Genomic DNA, 18,395 nt, shown 5'->3' with positions numbered 1-18,395 from the left:
CGCGCGCGTCACGGCCCCCGCCCGAACGCACCCACGAAAGGCGCATCATGACTGCCGTTCAGCAGGCCAGCACCTGGTTGAGGAGGTACCGGCCCGTCGAGCGGCCACGGGTCCGCCTCGTCTGCTTCCCGCACGCGGGCGGGGGCCCGAGCGCATTCCGCACCTGGCCGGCCGCGCTGCCGTCCGACGTCGAGGTCTTCGCGGTGCGCTACCCGGGACGACAGGACCGGGTGACCGAGCCCTGCGTGGACAGGATGGAGCCGATGGCCGAGGCCGTCACGCAGGCGCTGACATCGCTGCTCGACCGGCCGCTCGTCCTCTTCGGCCACAGCATGGGCGCGTGGATCGCCTACGAGGTCGCGCGGCGGACGCCGGTGCGCGCCCTGCTGGTCTCGGGCCAGGTCCCGCCCGCGCGAAGGGAGTCGACCCATGACGGCAAGCCCCGCGGCGGGGCCGGCCCGCTGACCGACGACCAACTGGTCGACGAGGTCAAGCGGCTGGGCGGGTACGACGCCCAGCTCTTCGAGGACCCGGAGCTGCGCGACCTCGTCCTGCCGCCGATCCGGTCCGACTTCGAGCTCGTACGGACCTACCGTCCCGGCCCGGTGGAGCCCCTCGACTGCCCGGTGCACGCCTACTACGGCGAGGACGACCTCGACGCCCGGGCGGACGACGTCGAGGCCTGGGCCGAGACCACCACGGGCCGCTTCAGCGCGCACCGCTTCCCCGGCGGCCACTTCTACCTGACCGACCACGAGTCCGCCCTGCTGGCCGCACTCTCCTCCCTCCCGGTGGTGTCCCTTGTTTGACCCGACCGAAGCGAGCCTGGCCCACCTGCGGGAGGCGCTCGCCGACGGGCGGATCACCGCCCTCGCGCTGACCCGCTGGTACCTGGAGCGGATCGAGCGCCACAACGAGGAACTGCGCGCGGTCATCGAGGTGAACCCGGACGCCGAGGCGGAGGCGGCGCGGCTGGACGAGGGCCCGGTCCGGGGGCCGCTGCACGGGATTCCGGTGCTCCTCAAGGACAACCTCGACACCGCCGACCGGATGCACACCACGAGCGGTTCCACGGTCATGCTCGGCTCCCGGCCCGAACGCGACGCCACGGTCGTCGCCCGGCTGCGCGCCGCGGGAGCCGTCCTGCTCGGCAAGGCGAACAAGACCTCGTGGATCCTGGGCACCGCGGGCTGGAGCGCCCGCGGCGGCCAGACGCGCAACCCGTACGACACGGACCGTTCGCCGCACGGTTCCAGCTCGGGATCCGCGGTGGGCGTCTCGGCGAACCTGTGCGCGGTGGCGCTCGGCACCGAGACCATCGGATCGATCCTGGGCCCGGCCGCCGCGAACTGCCTCGTCGGGGTGAAGCCGACCACCGGACTCACCAGCCGGGCGGGAATGATCCCGGGCATCCCGAGCTTCGACTCGATCGGTCCCCTCGCCCGTACGGTCGCCGACGCGGCGGACGTGCTCTCGGTGATCGCGGGACCCGACCCGCTGGACGGGGCGACCGAGGGCGCGCCCACCCTCGACTACCGGACGTTCCTCGACGGGGAGGGCCTGCGCGGGATGCGCATCGGCGTCCCCCGCACGTTCTTCTACGGCTACAGCGAGGCGGCCGACGAGATCGCCGACGCCGCCCTGGAGACCATGCGGCGCGCCGGCGCGGTCATCGTCGAGGGCGCGGACATCGCCACCGCGGACCAGTTCGCCGGTCCCGCGCTGGGCGCCGTCGCGATGCACGAGACCGCGCACGCGCTGGGCCAGTACCTCGCCCGCACGCCCGGGGAGCATCCGCGCACCATCGCCGCGCTGGTCGAGGCGAACCGGGAGAACGCGGCGGTCGAACTGGAGTACTTCGACCAGGACATCCTGGAGATGCTGGCCGGCGTCGACCCCGACGCGGACGACCCGGCGTACCGCGAGGCGCTGGCCACCGTACGGCGGCTGGCCGGCGCGGAGGGCATCGACGCCGTCATGGACGAGCACCGGCTGGACGCGCTGGTCATGCCCACCTGCCCGCCGCCGTGGCCGATCGACATGGTCGAGGGCGACCCCGATCCGCACGGCGCCGCACTGGCGCCCGGACTGGCCGGCTACCCCGCCATCAGCGTGCCCGCGGGCTGGACCGAGGGGCTGCCCGTCGGGATCACCTTCACCGGACGGGCCTTCAGCGAGCCGGTGTTGTTCCGGCTCGCCCACGGCTTCGAGCGGGCGTGGCCGTCCCGCCGCCCGCCCGCCCGGTGAACCTCCCGGGGCCGAAGGCCCCGCTCACAGCGCCCCGAGGCTCCACTCCAGCACCGCGGCGGCGCTGTGCATCTTCGCCTCGGCCTGGGTGAACGCGATCGAACGCGGCCCGTCCAGCACCGCGGCGGTGACTTCGTCGCCGCGGTGCGCGGGCAGGTCGTGCATGAAGACCGCGTCCGGGCTGGACCGCATGACGGCCTCGTCGACCCGGAAGGGGACGAAGTCCTCGCGCCAGTCGGCGTCGGCCTTCGACGTGCCGGTCGTCTGCCAGCGCGTGGTGTACACGACGTCGACGCCCTCGGGCAGGTCGAAGGTGTCGTGCCGCTCGGTGACGGTCGAACCGTGCGCCGCGGCGAACTCCTTGGCCCGCACCATGATCTCGGGATCGACGCCGTAGCCCGCCGGGGTCCGCAGGTGCAGCTCCGTGCCCGGGTAGCGCGGCAGCGCCAGCGCCAGCGCGGCGGCCGTGTTGTTGCCCTCGCCCAGGTAGAGCACCTTGCGCCCGGCCGGATCGCCGAAGTGCCCGGCCATCGCGGTCAGGTCGGTCAGGGCCTGGGTGGGGTGCTCCTGCGCGCCCATCGCGTTCACCACCGCCATCCCGTCCTGCGCGGCCAGCGCGCGCAGCTCCTCGACGCTGCCGGCCGTACGGGCGACCAGGGCGTCCAGCATGCCGCCCAGGACCCGTCCGGTGTCCTGCGTGGTCTCGCCCGTGTTGAGCTGGAGGTCGTGCGGGCCGTAGGTGATCAGGCGCGCGCCCAGGCGCAGGGCCGCGGACGAGAACGCCGTGCGCGTGCGCGTGGACGTCGCCTTGAAGTAGATGCCGACGACCGCGCCGGCGAGCGTCTCCTGCGACCACTCCCCGGAAGCGAATTGCTTTCCCCTTTCCACGATCCGGTAGAGATCGACATCGGGGATATCGGCCAACGAGATGACGTGTTTGCGGACCATTGCGCGACTCCTGTGCTCAGCGGGCTTCGCAATGTAGAGGCGCCGCATATCAGGCCGGTATCGACCTGCGAAGCAGACCGGATGGGGTCTCGATAACACGCTGAAAATGCCGCTCCGTACGGTCTGGAAACGTGTCGGACGTATGCACGTTCCGGCCGCTTCCGAGTTCTCGTCGAAGTACAGGAGTCAGCAGCGTGGACCGTCGTGCGACGCGCAATCCGATCGGGTCGGACCTGGACGGCGATGTGGCGACGATGCCGCTGCCCGCTCTGGTCGAGGCACGGGTACGACGTACCCCCGATCACCCCGCCGTGATCTTCGGCGCGACCGTTCTCAGCTACGCCGAGCTCGACCGCCGGGCCAACCGGCTGGCGCACCGGCTCGTCGACCTCGGCGCGGGACCGGAACGGGTCGTCGCCCTGGCGCTGCCGCGCTCCGCCGACGCGGTGGTCGCGATGCTGGCCGTGCTGAAGACCGGCGCGGCCTACCTGCCGGTCGACCCGCGCTACCCCGCCCGGCGGATCGCGCACATGCTGTCCGACGGCCGCCCCTCGGCCCTGGTCACCGACACCGCCACGCGCGGTGCGCTGCCCGAGGTCGGGGCCCCCGTCGTGCTCCTCGACGAGATCGACCTGACCTCCGGCGCGGACACCGCGCCCGAGGTCGCCCTCGACACCGCGAACGCCGCCTACGTCATCTACACCTCCGGCTCGACGGGTCTGCCCAAGGGCGTCGTCGTACCGCACCGGGGCGTCGCCAACCACATGCTGTGGCAGGCCGCCGAGTGGCGGATCGACGCCGACGACGTGGTGCTCGCCCGCACCGCCTTCAGCTTCGACGCGGCGGGCTCCGAGATCTGGCTGCCGCTGATCGCCGGCGCGACGATCTGCGTGGCCCCCGACGACGTGCTCGGCCTGCCGCACCTGCTGCTCGCCTACGCCGCCGAACACGGCGTCACCGTCGCCCAGTTCGTCCCCTCGCTGCTGTCCGTCGCGCTCCCCGCGCTCCGCGACACCCCCGGCCTCGCCCTGCGGCTGCTCTTCGTCGCGGGCGAGGTGCTGCCGCCGTCCCTGGCCGACGAGGTCGTCACCAAGCTGGGTCTGCGGCTCGGCCACCACTACGGCCCGACCGAAGCCTCGATCGACGTCACGGCCTACGAGGTGCGGCCCGGGGACTCCCACCGGTCCGTCCCCATCGGCACCCCGGTCGCCGGCACCGAGGTCCACATCCTCGACGCCGCGCTGCGCCCCGTGGAGCCGGGAGCGGAGGGCGAGCTGTACGTGGCGGGCGTCCAGCTGGCCCGCGGCTACCTGGGCCGACCGGAGCTGACGGCCCAGCGGTTCGTCGCCTCCCCGTTCGCCGAGGGCGAGCGCATGTACCGCACCGGTGACCTCGCCCGCTGGAACGCCGACGGCCTCGTCGAGTTCGCCGGCCGCGCCGACGACCAGGTCAAGGTCCGCGGTTTCCGCATCGAGCTGGGCGAGATCGAAGCGGCGCTCACCGAGCTGGCCGAGGTGGCCCAGGCCGCCGTGACCGTGCGCGAGGACCGGCCCGGACAGCAGCGCCTCGTCGCCTACCTCGTCGGCGCGGTGGACACCGCCACCGTGCACGACCGGCTGGCCGCCCGGCTGCCCGAACACATGGTGCCGTCCGCCTACGTGCTCCTGGACGCGCTGCCGCTCGCCCCGAACGGCAAGCTGGACCGCGCCGCGCTGCCCGCGCCCGAGGTCACCGTCGGCGCCGGCGCGGGCCGTGCTCCGCGCACGCCCGCCGAGGAGATCCTCGGCGGCCTCTTCGCCGACGTCCTGGGCATCGACCGGATCGGCGTGGACGACGGCTTCTTCGACCTCGGCGGCGACTCCCTGCTCGCCGCCCGGCTGATCAGCCGCATCCGCACCGCGCTCGACCGCGAGGTGTCCCTGCGCGCCCTCTTCGAGGCCCCGACGGTGGCCGGCCTGGCCGCCCGCCTCGACGAGGCCGGGGCCGCCCGGCCGGCGCTGGTCCGCGGCGAACGCCCGGACCCGATGCCGCTCTCGCACGCCCAGCGCGGCCTGTGGTTCCTGCACCGGCTGGAGGGCGCGAGCGCGACCTACAACATCCCCCTGGTGCTGCGGCTGACCGGCGAGCTGGACGCGCAGGCGCTGCGCGCCGCCGTCCGCGACGTCGCCGAACGGCACGAGACCCTGCGGACCGTCTTCCCGGAGACCGACGGCGTCGCCCGTCAGGTCGTCCTCGACACCCCCGCCGAGCTCACCGTCGTCACCACCGCGGACGTCGAGGCCGCCGTCGCCGAAGCGGCGCGCCACCCCTTCGACCTGCACGCCGAAGTCCCCCTGCGGGCCACCCTGTTCTCCCGGACCGGGACGGACGAGCACACCCTGCTGCTGCTGATGCACCACATCGCGGCCGACGGCTGGTCCGAGCGACCGCTGATCGAGGACCTGTCCCTGGCCTACGCGGCCCGCCGCGCCGGACACGCGCCGCAGTGGACCGAACTGCCCGTGACCTACGCCGACTACACCCTGTGGCAGGGCGCGGCCGAGGCCGAGGGCATCGACTACTGGCGGACCGCGCTCGCCGGTCTGCCCCAGCTCGTCGGCCTGCCCACCGACCGCCCCCGCCCCCCGGCCGCCAGCTTCCGCGGCGACGAACTGCGCACCCGCCTCGACGCCGCGCTGCACCGGGACGTCACCGCGCTCGCCCGCGCCACCGGCCGGACCGTCTTCATGGTGGTGCAGGCCGCGCTCGCCGCGCTCATGACCCGGCTCGGCGCCGGCACCGACATCGCCCTCGGCACCCCGTCCGCGGGACGCTCCGACGAGCAGCTCGACGGACTCGTCGGCTACTTCGTCAACACCCTGGTGCTGCGCACGGACACCTCGGGCGACCCGAGCTTCCAGGAGCTCCTGGACCGCGTGCACGGCGCCGCCGTGGCCGCCTACCCGCACCAGGACGTGCCCTTCGACCGACTGGTCGAGGCGCTCAACCCAGCCCGCTCGCTCGCGCACCACCCGCTGTTCCAGGTGATGCTGACCTTCGAGAACCTGGGCCTGGCCGGCCCCGCGCTGCCCGGCCTCACCGTCGAGGTGGACGAGGCCGCCACCGGGGTCGCCAAGTTCGACCTCGACCTGCGCCTCCAGGAGCGCTTCGCGGCCGACGGCACGCCCGCCGGCGTGGACGTGGTCGCCGAATACTCCACCGACCTCTTCGACGGTTCCACCGTCGACGCCCTGGTCGGCCGACTGGCCCGACTGCTGCGCGCCGCGGTCGCCGACCCCGCGCGCCGGATCGCCGAGATCGACCTGCTCACCGGCGACGAGCGCGCGGCGCTCACCGGCCGCCCCGCCCACGTCGTCGACGCGTCCGGCGCCCTGGTGCCCGACGGCGTCACCGGCACGCTCGACGGCGCCCCGGCCCGGTACACCGTCGACGGCCGCCTCGAACGCCTCGGTGCGCCGGTCCTCGTGGGCGGCGCCCCGCTCGACGTCACCCGTACCGTCGCCGCGCTGCTCGCCCACCCCGCGCTCGTCGAGGCGGCCGTGGCGGACGGCCTCGTCGCCTACGTCGTGCCCACCCCCGGCCTCTCGGTGCGCGCCGTCGACCTGCGCGAGCACCTCGCCCGCACGCTGCCCGACTACCTGGTCCCGGACACCTACGTCACCCTCGCCGAGCTGCCGCGCACCGCGGACGGCCGTCTCGACACCGGCGCGCTGCCCGCCCCCGCGGCCGAGGGCCCCGCCGCCGCGGGCACGCCCGAGGAGGAACTGCTCGCCGCGCTCTTCGCCGAGGTCCTCGGCCTGCCGGAAGTCGGCCTGCACGAGGGCTTCTTCGACCTCGGCGGCGACAGCATCGTCTCCATCAAGCTGGTCAGCCGCGCCCGCAAGGCGGGGCTGCACATCACCCCGCGGCACGTCTTCGAGCACAAGACCGTCGCCCGCCTCGCGGTGGCCGCCCGCACGGCGGCGCCCGCCGCCCCGGCCGTCCGGGACGTCGCGACCGGCGGCCTGCTGCCCACCCCGGTCATGGCCGAGCTGCTCGAACTCGGCGGCCCCCTCGCCGGGTACCACCAGTCGATGCTGCTCGTGGTGCCCGCCGACCTGGGCGCCGACCGGCTCACCGGCGCGCTCCAGGCGGTCCTCGACCGGCACGACGCGCTGCGCCTGACGCTCGACGAGGAGCAGCAGTTCTCCGTCCCCGCGCCGGGCACGCGCGCCGCCGCCGTGCGCCGCGTGGACGTCGCCGCGTCCGTGGCCGACGCCGAGGCGCTGAGCCGCGTGATCGAGGAGCACCACCGCCGCGCCCAGGCCGAGTTGGACCCGTACCAGGGCGACCTCGTGCGCGCGGTGTGGTTCGACGCCGGAACCGCCCCCGGGCGACTGCTGCTGCTCGTGCACCACCTCGCCGTGGACGGCGTGTCCTGGCAGCCGCTCCTCGGTGACCTGCGGGCCGCCTGGGAGGGCGAGGCCCTCGAACCCGTCGGCACCTCGCTGCGGCGCTGGAGCGCCCTCCTCGACGAGGAGGCGGACCGCCGCGCCGGTGAACTGCCGCTGTGGCGCTCGATCATGGAGACGCCCGACCCGCTGCTCGGCGGCCGCCCCCTCGACCCGACCCTCGACACCCGGGCCGCGGCCGGCACCCTCACCCTCACCCTGCCCGCCGGCGCCACCGCCCCGCTGCTCGGCGCGGTCCCCGCCGCCGTCCGCGCCGGCGTGCGGGACGTGCTGGTCACCGGTCTCGCGCTGGCGGTCGCCGACTGGCGCGGCCGCCGCGGCGTCGACGCCGCGGCGCTGCTCCTTGAACTGGAGGGCCACGGCCGCGAGGACATCGCGGACGGGGTCGACCTCACCCGTACCGTCGGCTGGTTCACCAGCGCGTACCCCGTCCGGGTCGACGCGGGCGGCGTGGACGGCGTCCGCGCCCTCAAGCTCGTCAAGGAGCAGCTGCTCGCGGTCCCGGACAACGGCATCGGCTACGGCATGCTGCGCCACCGCAACCCGCGGACCGTCGCGGCGCTCGCCGACTACGCCCGCCCCCAGCTGGGCTTCAACTACCTGGGCCGCTACGCGGCCCCCGAACTGGCCGACTGGGCCCCGGCGCCGGAGGCCCCGGCCCTCGGCGCGGGCTTCGACGACGCCGCCCCGCTCGGCCTCGGCATCGAGCTGGACGCCGTCACCGTCGACCACGCCGACGGGCCGCGCCTGGTCGCGACCTGGACCTGGGCCGAGGGCCTGCTGAGCGAGGACGAGGTCCGCGACCTCGCCGAGGGCTGGTTCGCCGCGCTGACCGCCCTCGCCACCGTCGACGCCGGTGGCCTGACCCCCTCCGACCTGCCGCTCGTGGACCTCTCGCAGGGCGACATCGAGGAGTTGGAGGGCGCCCTGCCCGGCATCGTCGAGGTGCTGCCGCTCGCCCCGCTCCAGGAGGGCCTGCTCTTCCACGCCCTCTACGACTCCGACGGCGCCGACGTCTACTCCGTCCAGGAGGTCTTCGCGCTGAGCGGCCCGCTGGACGCCGGCGCCCTGCGCGCCGCCGCGGCGGGCGTCCTGGAGCGCTACCCGAACCTGCGGGCGGGCTTCCACCACGCGGGCCTGCCCCAGCCCGTGCAGGTCGTCGTCGACGGCCTCGAACTGCCGTGGCGCGACGTCGACCTCGCCGACCTCCCCGCGGCCGAGCGCGAGGGCGCCCTGGCCCGGGTCGTGGCCGAGGCGCGCGCCGAGCGCTTCGACCTGAGCCGGCCGCCGCTGCTGCGGTTCACCCTGGTCCGGCTCGCCGAGGACGAGCACCGCCTCGTCCTCGTCAACCACCACATCCTCTTCGACGGCTGGTCCATGCAGCTGCTGCTGGACGAGCTGTTCGCGCTCTACCGCGGCGAGACCCTGCCCGAGCCCGCCGCCTTCCGCGACCACCTCGCCTGGCTGGCCCAACAGGACCGCACGGCCGCCCACGACGTCTGGCGCGAAGCGCTGGCCGGGCTCGCCGCGCCGACCCTGCTCGCCGAGCCCTCCTCGGCGGCGCCCGCCCGTCCCGTGCAGGTCTACTGCGACCTGCCCGACACGGTGTCGGGGCGGCTCCAGGACCGCCTGCGCGAATACGGCATCACCCTCAACACCGCCGTCCAGGGCCTGTGGAGCCTGCTGCTCGGTGCCCGCACCGGGCGCGAGGACGTGGTGTTCGGCACCACGTACTCCGGCCGCGCCGCGGAACTCGCCGGCAGCGAGGCGATGGTCGGCATGTTCATCAACACGCTGCCCGTCCGGGTCCGCCTCGACGGGGCGGAGTCCCTGCGCCAGCTGATGGAACGCGTCCAGGACGAGCAGTCCCGGCTGATCGCGCACCAGTACCTCGGGCTGAACGACGTACAGCGCCTGGGCGGGCTGGGCGAACTCTTCGACACGCTGACCGTCGTCGAGAACTACCCGCACGATGACGACGACGTGTGGGAGCCCGCACCCGGCCTGCGCGCCGGCGTGCTGGAGGACCACGACGCCACCCACTACCCGCTGACCCTGTCGGTGCTGCCCGGCGCGCAGCTCAAGCTGCGCCTGGAGTACCGCCCGGACCTGCTGGACGCGGCCCAGATCGGCGCGCTCGCCGCCGACCTCGTCCGCCTGCTCACCGCCTTCGTCGACGACGCCGGCGCTCGCGTCGGCGAGCTGGTCACCACGGGAGCGGCCACCGCCGTCGCACCGACGGCCACCGAGGTCGCCGTACCGACGGCCCCGGACGGCGCCGCCGTCGCCCTCTCCTTCCGCGCACCGCGCACCCCGGAGCAGGAGATCCTCTGCGGTCTCTTCGCCGCCGTCCTCGGCGTGCCGGTCGTCGGCATCGACGACAGCTTCTTCGAGCTCGGCGGGCACTCGCTCACCGCGATCCGGCTGCTCAGCCGCATCCGCTCGATGTTCAGCGTCGAACTGGCCATCCGGCACCTCTTCGAGGCCCCCACCGTCGCCGAACTCGCCGAACGGCTGGGGGGCGCCGAGCAGTCCCGCCTCGCCCTCGCCCCGATGCCGCGGCCGGAGCACGTCCCCGTCTCGGCGGCGCAGTGGCGCCTGTGGTTCCTGTACCGGCTCGAAGGCCGCAGCGCGACCTACACCGTCCCGCTGCTGCTGCGCATGTCGGGAGCCCTCGACCGCGAAGCGCTCGAAGCCGCCTTCGGTGACATCGTGGCGCGGCACGAGAGCCTGCGCACCCGCTTCCCCGAGGTCGACGGGCAGCCCTACCAGCTGATCACCGAGGCGGAGCAGCCCGAGGTCACCCTGGTCGAGACCGACGAGCAGGGCCTCGCCGAGCAGCTGGCCGTCGCCACCCGCTACGGCTTCGACCTCGCCACCGAACTCCCGCTGCGCATCACGCTGTTCCGGCTCTCGGAGACCGAGCACGTCCTGCTCTTCCTGCTGCACCACATCGCGAGCGACGGCTGGTCCGACGCCCCCTTCGCACGGGACCTCTCCGTCGCCTACGGCGCCCGGACCGAGGGCCGCGCACCGGCCTGGGCCCCGCTGCCCGTCCAGTACGCCGACTACACGCTCTGGCAGCGGGAACTGCTCGGCTCCGAGGACGACCCGCAGAGCCTGCTGTCGCGCCAGCTCGCCTACTGGCAGCAGAACCTCGGCGGGCTCCCGGAGCAGCTGGAACTGCCGACCGACCGGCCCCGCCCGGCCGCGGCCTCCTTCCGCGGCGACGAGGTCCGCTTCGAACTCGACGCCGAACTGCACGGCCGCCTGCTCGAACTCGCCCGCCACACCAACACCACGCTCTTCATGGTGTTCCAGGCGGCGGTGGCCGGACTGCTGACCCGGCTCGGCGCCGGCGACGACATCCCGCTCGGCGGCGTCATCGCCGGACGCACCGACGAGGCGCTCGACGAGCTGATCGGATTCTTCGTCAACACCCTGGTGCTGCGCACCGACACCTCGGGGAACCCGACCTTCCGGGAACTGCTGGCCCGGGTCCGCGAGACCGACCTGGCCGCCTACGCGCACCAGGAGGTGCCGTTCGAGCGCCTGGTCGAGGTGCTCAACCCGACCCGCTCGCTCGCGCACCACCCGCTGTTCCAGGTCATGATCCTCTTCCAGAACAACGCCGAGGCGGACCTGGGCCTGCCCGGTCTGCGGGCCGGCCTGGAGGACGTCGGCTCCGGCGTCGCCAAGTTCGACCTCGACTTCGACATGCAGGAGAACCACGGCCCCGACGGCGAGCCCGCGGGCCTGTCGGGCCTGGTCGAATACGCCACCGACCTGTTCGACCGGTCCACCGTGGAGCAGATCGTCGACCGGCTGGCCCGGCTCCTGCGGGCGGTCGTGGCCGACCCGGACCAGGGGCTGTGGCAGACGGACATCCTGGCCCCGACCGAGCGCCGGGAACTGCTGGAGCAGTGGACCGCGGCGGCCCCCGAGCCGTCCGAACGGACCACCGTGCCCGCGCTGTTCGAGGCCGCCGTCGCCGCGCACCCCGGGGCGACCGCACTCGTCGCCGGCGCGGAGCGACTGACCTACGAGCAGCTCAACGCCCGGGCCAACCGGCTCGCCCACACCCTCCTCGCGCAGGGCGTCGGACCCGAGACCGTGGTCGCGCTCGCCCTGCCGCGCGGCGCGGACCTCGTGGTGGGCGTCCTCGGCGTCCTCAAGGCCGGCGCCGTCTACCTGCCGCTCGACCCGAACTACCCGGCCGAGCGCATCGCCTACGTCCTGGCGGACGCCCGGCCGGCCGCCGTCGTGACCGGCGCCGGCACCGACGTGGCGCTGCCCGAGGGCATCACCCGCGTCGTCATCGACGAACTGCCCGCCGACGGCCCCGTCACCGACCCGGCGCGCCCCGCGCTGCGCCCGGACAACGGCGCCTACATCATCTACACCTCCGGCTCCACCGGACAGCCCAAGGGCGTGGTCGTCCCGCACCAGAACGTCGTGCGGCTCTTCACCCAGACCGACCAGTGGTTCGGCTTCGACGAGTCCGACGTGTGGACCCTGTTCCACTCCTACGCCTTCGACTTCTCCGTCTGGGAGCTGTGGGGTCCGCTGCTGCGCGGCGGCAAGCTCGTCGTGGTGCCACAGGACGTCAGCCGCTCCCCGCTCGACTTCCTGCGGATGCTGAGCGACGAGCGCGTCACGGTCCTGAACCAGACCCCGTCCGCCTTCTACCAGCTCATGCGGGCCGACGAGGAGGAGCCGGGCACGGACCTGGCCCTGCGGTACGTGATCTTCGGCGGTGAGGCGCTCGACCCGGGACGGCTCGCCTCCTGGTACGACCGGCACGCCGACGACGCCCCCGTACTGGTCAACATGTACGGCATCACCGAGACCACGGTGCACGTCACCCACCAGGCCTTCGACCGGGTCACCGCGGCCGCCACCGCCGCCAGCGTCGTCGGCGTCGGCATCCCCGACCTGCGCGTGTACGTCCTCGACCAGGGGCTCCAGCCCGTCCCGGCCGGGACCACCGGCGAGCTGTACGTCGCCGGAGCGGGCCTGGCCCGCGGCTACCTCGGCCGCCCCGGACTCAGCGCGACCCGGTTCGTCGCCGACCCCTACGGCGCCCCCGGCACCCGGATGTACCGCACCGGAGACCTGGCCCGCCGGGCCGCCGACGGCACGCTGTCCTACTTCGGCCGGGCCGACGACCAGGTGAAGATCCGCGGCTTCCGGATCGAGCTCGGCGAGATCGAGTCCGCCGTCCTCGGGGCGCCGGACGTCACCCAGGCCGCCGTCGTGGTCCGCGAGGACCAGCCCGGCGACCTGCGGCTCACCGCCTACCTCGTCGGCGGCGACACCGACCGCGCCCGCGACCACGTCGCGGCCGTGCTGCCCGCGCACATGGTCCCCGCCGCCTTCGTCACGCTGGAGAAGCTGCCGCTCACCCCGAACGGCAAGCTCGACCGCAAGGCCCTGCCCGCCCCGGCCCTGACCGGCGCCGCGGAGGGCCGACGGCCGCGCAATCCGCGCGAGGAACTCCTCGCGGTCCTCTTCGCCGACGTGCTGAGCGTGGACCGGGTCGGGATCGACGACAACTTCTTCGCGCTGGGCGGCCACTCGCTCCTCGCCACCCGACTGATCAGCCGCATCCGGTCCGCGCTGGGCGTGGAGGTGCCCGTCCGGGCCCTGTTCGAGACGCCGACCGTCGCCGGGCTCGCGGGCTGGACCGACCAGGCCGGCCAGGCCAGGCCCGCCCTGGTGCCCATGGAGCGCCCCGAACGGGTGCCGCTCTCCTTCGGGCAGCGCGGACTGTGGTTCCTCAACCGGCTCGAAGGCCCCAGCTCGACCTACAACGTGCCGCTCGTCATGCGGTTCTCCGGACCGCTCGACGTGCCGGCACTGCACACCGCCCTGCACGACGTGGTCGCCCGCCACGAGGGGCTGCGCACCCTCTTCCGCGAGGCCGACGGCACCCCGTACCAGCACATCGTGCCCGCGGACGAAGCGGTGGTGGAGCTGACCCTCGTCGACGTCGACGACGAGCGGCACCTGGAATCGGCCCTGGCCGAGGCCGCCCGCCACCACTTCGACCTGGTCGATGAACTGCCCATCCGCGGCACCCTGTTCCGGCTCGCCGAGGACGAGCACGCCCTGCTGCCGCTCATGCACCACATCGCCAGCGACGGCTGGTCGGAGACCCTGCTCGGTGACGACCTGTCCCTCGCCTACACGGCGCGGGCCGCGGGCCGCGCCCCCGACTGGGCGCCGCTGTCCGTGCAGTACGCCGACTACACCCTCTGGCAGCGCGAGCTGCTCGGACGCGAGGACGACCCCGACAGCGCGATCTCCCGGCAGCTCGCCTACTGGACCGAGACCCTGCGCGGCCTGCCCGAGCTCGTGGACCTGCCCACCGACCGGCCCCGCCCGCCGGTGGCCACCTACGGCGGCGCCGAGGCACCGCTGCGCCTGGACGCCGCGCTGCACGAGGCCCTGCTGCGGCTCGCCCGCACGGCCAACACCACGCTGTTCATGACCATCCAGGCCGGTCTGGTCGCCCTGCTGAGCCGGCTCGGCGGCGGCACCGACATCGCCATCGGCACCCCCGTCGCGGGGCGCACCGACGAGGCGCTGGAAGACCTCTTCGGCTACTTCGTCAACACGCTCGTGCTGCGCACGGACGTCTCCGGCGACCCCACCTTCCCCGAGCTGCTCGACCGGGTCCGGGAGACCGACCTGGCCGCCTTCGCGCACCAGGACGTGCCCTTCGAGCGGCTCGTCGAGGTGGTCAACCCCGTCAGGTCGCTCGCCCGACACCCGCTCTACCAGGTCATGTTGACCTTCGAGAACTTCGACGAGGTCACGCTGGCCGTCCCCGGCCTGGAGACCCGGCTCGAGGACGTGGTCGGCGACGCCTCCAAGTTCGACATGGACGTCCGCCTGCAGGAGCGCTACGGCCCGGACGGCGAGCCGGCCGGCATCGTCGGCGAGATCGAGTACGCCACCGACCTGTTCGACCGGGCGACGATGGACGCCTTCGGTGACCGCCTCATCCGGCTGCTCACCGCGGCCGCCGCAGACCCGACGGCGCCCGTCTCGGCCATCGACCTGCTCGCCGAGGACGAGCGCGCCACGGCGCTCGTCGACGCCGAAGGACGGCCCGTGCCCCCCGGCGTGGTCGCCACGCTCCCCTCCGGCGAGCTGGCGCGCCGCGCCCCGGACGGCGCCACCGAAGCGCTCGGACGCCCCGAGGACGTCCGCGTGGTGCGCGGCTTCCGCGTCATCCCCGCGGAGGTCGCGGCCCGGCTGCGCGAGGTCTTCGCGGACGCCGCCGTCGTGGCCGGCTCCGCCCGGGTCGTCGCGTACGTCGTCCACGACGGCGACGCGACCTCCGCCCGGCGCCTCGCCGAGACCGTCCTGCCCGACTACCTGATGCCCGCCGCCTTCGTCGTCGGCGCACGGATCCCCGACGAACTCCCGGCCGAGGACCTCGCCGCCGCCGTCGTGCGGCGCGCCCCGCGCACCCTCGCCGAGGAGATCATCGCCGGCATCTTCGCCGAGACCCTGGGCGTCTCCGCCGTCGGCATCGACGACAACTTCTTCGACCTGGGCGGCCACTCGCTGTCCGCGATCCGGCTGCTCAGCCGGATCAGGTCCCAGCTCGGGGCGGAACTGACCGTCCGCTCGCTGTTCGCCGAGCCGACGGTGGCCGGACTCGCCACCCGGATCGACGGCGCCGCCCCCGACCGGCCCGCCCTGGTCCGCAAGGAGCGCCCCGCGCGCGTGCCCCTCTCCTTCGCCCAGCAGCGCCTGTGGTTCCTGCACCGGCTCGAGGGCCCGAGCACGACCTACAACGTGCCGCTGCTGATCCGGCTCACCGGAGCGCTCGACGTCCCCGCCCTCGAAGCGGCGCTGGGCGACGTCGTGGCCCGGCACGAGACGCTGCGCACGGTGTTCCCGTCCGACGCCGACGGCACCCCGTACCAGCGGGTGCTCGGGGTCGACGAGGCCCGGCCCGTACTGATCACCGGTGTCGCGGATCCCGCCGAGGCGGCCCGGCACACCTTCGACCTCGACCGCGAACCCCCGCTGCGCGCCACCCTGTTCAGCGACGGTCCGGACGAGCACCGGCTGCTCCTGCTGGTCCACCACATCGCCAGTGACGGCTGGTCGACCGGGGCGCTCGCCCGTGACCTGTCGGCCGCCTACGCCGCCCGCCGGGCCGACCGCGCCCCGCGCTGGCCCGGGCTGCCGGTCCAGTACGCCGACTACACGCTGTGGCAGTCCGAACTGCTCGGGTCCGAGGACGACCCGGACAGCGTCGTCAGCGGCCAGCTGTCGTGGTGGAAGGACGCCCTCGACGGCATTCCCGAGCTGCTGCCCCTGCCGACGGACCGACTGCGGCCCGCCGAGGCCACCCACCGCGGCGCCGAGGTCGCCATCCGCATCCCCGCCGCGCTGCACGGCCGCCTCCAGGCGGTGGCGCGGGAGACGAACACGACCCTGTTCATGGTGGTGCAGTCCGCCCTCGCCCTGCTGCTGTCCAAGCTGGGCGCCGGATCCGACGTCCCGATCGGCACCCCGATCGCGGGCCGGACGGACGACGCCCTCCAGGACCTCGTCGGCTTCTTCGTCAACACCCTCGTGCTGCGCACCGACGTGTCCGGCTCCCCGTCCTTCCGCGACCTGCTGGGCCGGGTCCGCGAGGCGGACCTGGCGGCCTTCGCGCACCAGGACGTGCCCTTCGAGCGACTGGTGGACGTGGTCCGCCCCGGGCGTTCGCTGGGGCACCACCCGCTCTTCCAGGTGATGCTCGTCTTCGAGAACGACGACGAGGGCGACTTCGCGCTCGCCGGTCTGGACGCCTCCTTCGACGAGGACGTCGAGATGGGCGCGGCCCGCTTCGACCTGACCCTGCACGTGCAGGAGAAGGTCGGCGCGGACGGGTCCGCCGAGGGCATCGGCATCGACCTGGAGTACGCCGAGGACCTCTTCGACGCGAGCACGGCGCGGCGGATGGCCGCGCAGTTCGCGCACCTGCTGGAGACGGTCGCCGCCGACGCGGACGTCGTCGTGGACCGGATCGCCCTGCCGCACGCCGTGACCGGCCGCGACGGCGGCGCCCCGGTGGCCGCGCCGACCCTGCTCGAACTGATCGGCGCGCACCCGGCGGACGCCGTCGCGCTCGTCGACGGGGACGTCGAAACGACCTACGGGCAGCTGCTGGCGCAGCCGCCCGCCGGAATCCTGGCGGCCGTCGTCGCCGGCGAACCCCTCACCCTGCGCACCCGCACCGGTACCTCCGTCGTCGTACCGCAGGACGTCGTCGCGGCCCGGATCGCGGCCCGCCAGGCCGTCCACGGCCTGGACGCCACCGACCGGGTCCGGTCGGCCGCCGAGCCGGGGACCGCGGGCGAGATCGACGAGCTGCTCTGGCCGCTCACCGCCGGCGCGACCGTCGTGCGCGGCGAGCGCACGGCCCCCCTGGCCCCGGCCTCCCCGCGGGGCGCCACCACGCTGCACGTCACGCCCTCCGAGCTCGCCGTGCTGCTCGCCGACCCGGCGCTGGCGCAGGCCGGCCTGCGGCGCGTGCTCTGCTCCGGCGAGGCCCTGGCCGAGCCGCTCCAGCGGGCCTGGTTCGACGCCGTGGACGTCCCGCTGTGGTACGGCTATTCGCTGACCGAGGCCGCCGGCACCGTCACCGAACGCGCCTGCGACCCGGACGACTGGGACACCGTGGTGCCGCTCGGCGCCCCGCTGCCCGGCACCGCCCTGTACGTGCTCGACGCCGGCCTGTGCCCGGTCCCGCCGGGCGTCGTCGGCGAGCTCTACGTCGGCGGGCCGCTGCTCGGCTCCGCGCCCACGGTGGTCGACGACCCCTTCGGCCCGGACGGCGCGCGGATGGTCCGTACCGCGGACCTGGTGCGCTGGACCGCCGAGGGCGAGCTGGAGTTCGTCGGGGCGCCGCTGCCGCTGCCGGGCTTCACCGTCCGGCCGACGCGGCTGGAGGCCGTCCTGGCCGAGCACGACGACGTCGCCCAGGCCGCCGTGGCGGTGCGCGACGGGTCCCTCGTCGCGTACCTGGTCGCGGCCCCCGGCGCCACCGTCGCGCCCGGCGCCGTCACGGCCTTCGCCCGGGCCACCCTGCCCGACCACCTGGTCCCGGCCACCGTGGTGGTCCTCGACCGGCTGCCGCTCACCGCGAGCGGTCGGGTGGACCGCGACGCGCTGCCGGTGCCCGGCCGCGCGGACACCGCGGCGGACCGCGGCCCCGGCAGCCCGGCGGAGCAGATCCTCCAGGGGCTCTTCGCCGAGGTGCTCGGCGTCGACCGGGTCGGCGTCGACGACGGCTTCTTCGAACTCGGCGGGCACTCGCTGCGCGCCACCCGGCTGATCAGCCGCATCCGTACGGCCTTCGGCGTCGAACTCCCCGTGCGCGCGGTGTTCGAGTCGCCGACGGTGGCGGGGTTGGCGTTGCGCGTGGTGGGTGCGGAGGTGGCGCGTCGGGGGTTGTCGGCGGGTGTGCGTCCGGCGCGGGTGCCGTTGTCGGCGGCGCAGCGTCGGTTGTGGTTCCTGCACGCGTTGGAGGGTCCGTCCGCGACGTACAACGTTCCGTTGGTGTTGCGGTTGGAGGGTGAGTTGGACGCGGGTGCGTTGGAGCTCGCGGTGGGTGATGTGGTGGGTCGGCACGAGAGTCTGCGGACGGTGTTCGCGGCGGTGGATGGTGTGCCGTATCAGCGGGTGGTGCCGGTGGCGGACGCGGCTGTGGTGTGGGAGGTGGTGGAGGTCTCG

General features: G+C 74.4%; 4 protein-coding genes. 3 read left to right on the top strand and 1 reads right to left on the bottom strand.

The window, feature by feature from the left end:
• The first annotated feature begins 47 nt into the window (after positions 1 to 47).
• Together ACZ4UB_RS34945 and ACZ4UB_RS34940 are read left to right on the top strand one after the other, a co-directional pair.
• Complete coding sequence (locus ACZ4UB_RS34945) at positions 48 to 809, top strand: thioesterase II family protein (RefSeq protein ID WP_468076594.1); 762 nt, start codon at positions 48 to 50, stop codon at positions 807 to 809.
• On the top strand, positions 802 to 2,247 hold the full coding sequence (locus ACZ4UB_RS34940; protein ID WP_468076592.1) for an amidase family protein: 1,446 nt from the start codon (positions 802 to 804) through the stop codon (positions 2,245 to 2,247). Before ACZ4UB_RS34945 ends, ACZ4UB_RS34940 begins: the two co-directional genes overlap by 8 nt.
• Positions 2,248 to 2,271: 24 nt before the next feature.
• Here ACZ4UB_RS34940 and ACZ4UB_RS34935 read toward each other — a convergent pair whose 3' ends face one another.
• Entirely contained in the window at positions 2,272 to 3,195 is a 924-nt protein-coding gene (locus tag ACZ4UB_RS34935; protein WP_468076590.1) for an ornithine carbamoyltransferase, read from the bottom strand.
• Between the two features lie 194 nt (positions 3,196 to 3,389).
• On the opposite strand from ACZ4UB_RS34935, the gene ACZ4UB_RS34930 reads away from it, so the two are divergent.
• Positions 3,390 to 18,395: amino acid adenylation domain-containing protein (locus tag ACZ4UB_RS34930; RefSeq protein ID WP_468076588.1), on the top strand; the 15,006-nt coding region annotated here is incomplete at its 3' end.

This window comes from Streptomyces sp. NPDC028419, from assembly GCF_055565515.1.
Note: the sequence above shows the minus strand (reverse complement) of the source record. Positions and strands in the feature narration are given on the sequence as shown.

What these genes read in the sequence shown, in the direction of transcription:
- ACZ4UB_RS34945 (WP_468076594.1), top strand. Translation starts at nt 48, where the DNA reads ATGACTGCCGTTCAGCAGGCCAGCACCTGGTTGAGGAGGTACCGGCCC.
- ACZ4UB_RS34935 (WP_468076590.1), bottom strand. Translation starts at nt 3,195, where the DNA reads ATGGTCCGCAAACACGTCATCTCGTTGGCCGATATCCCCGATGTCGAT.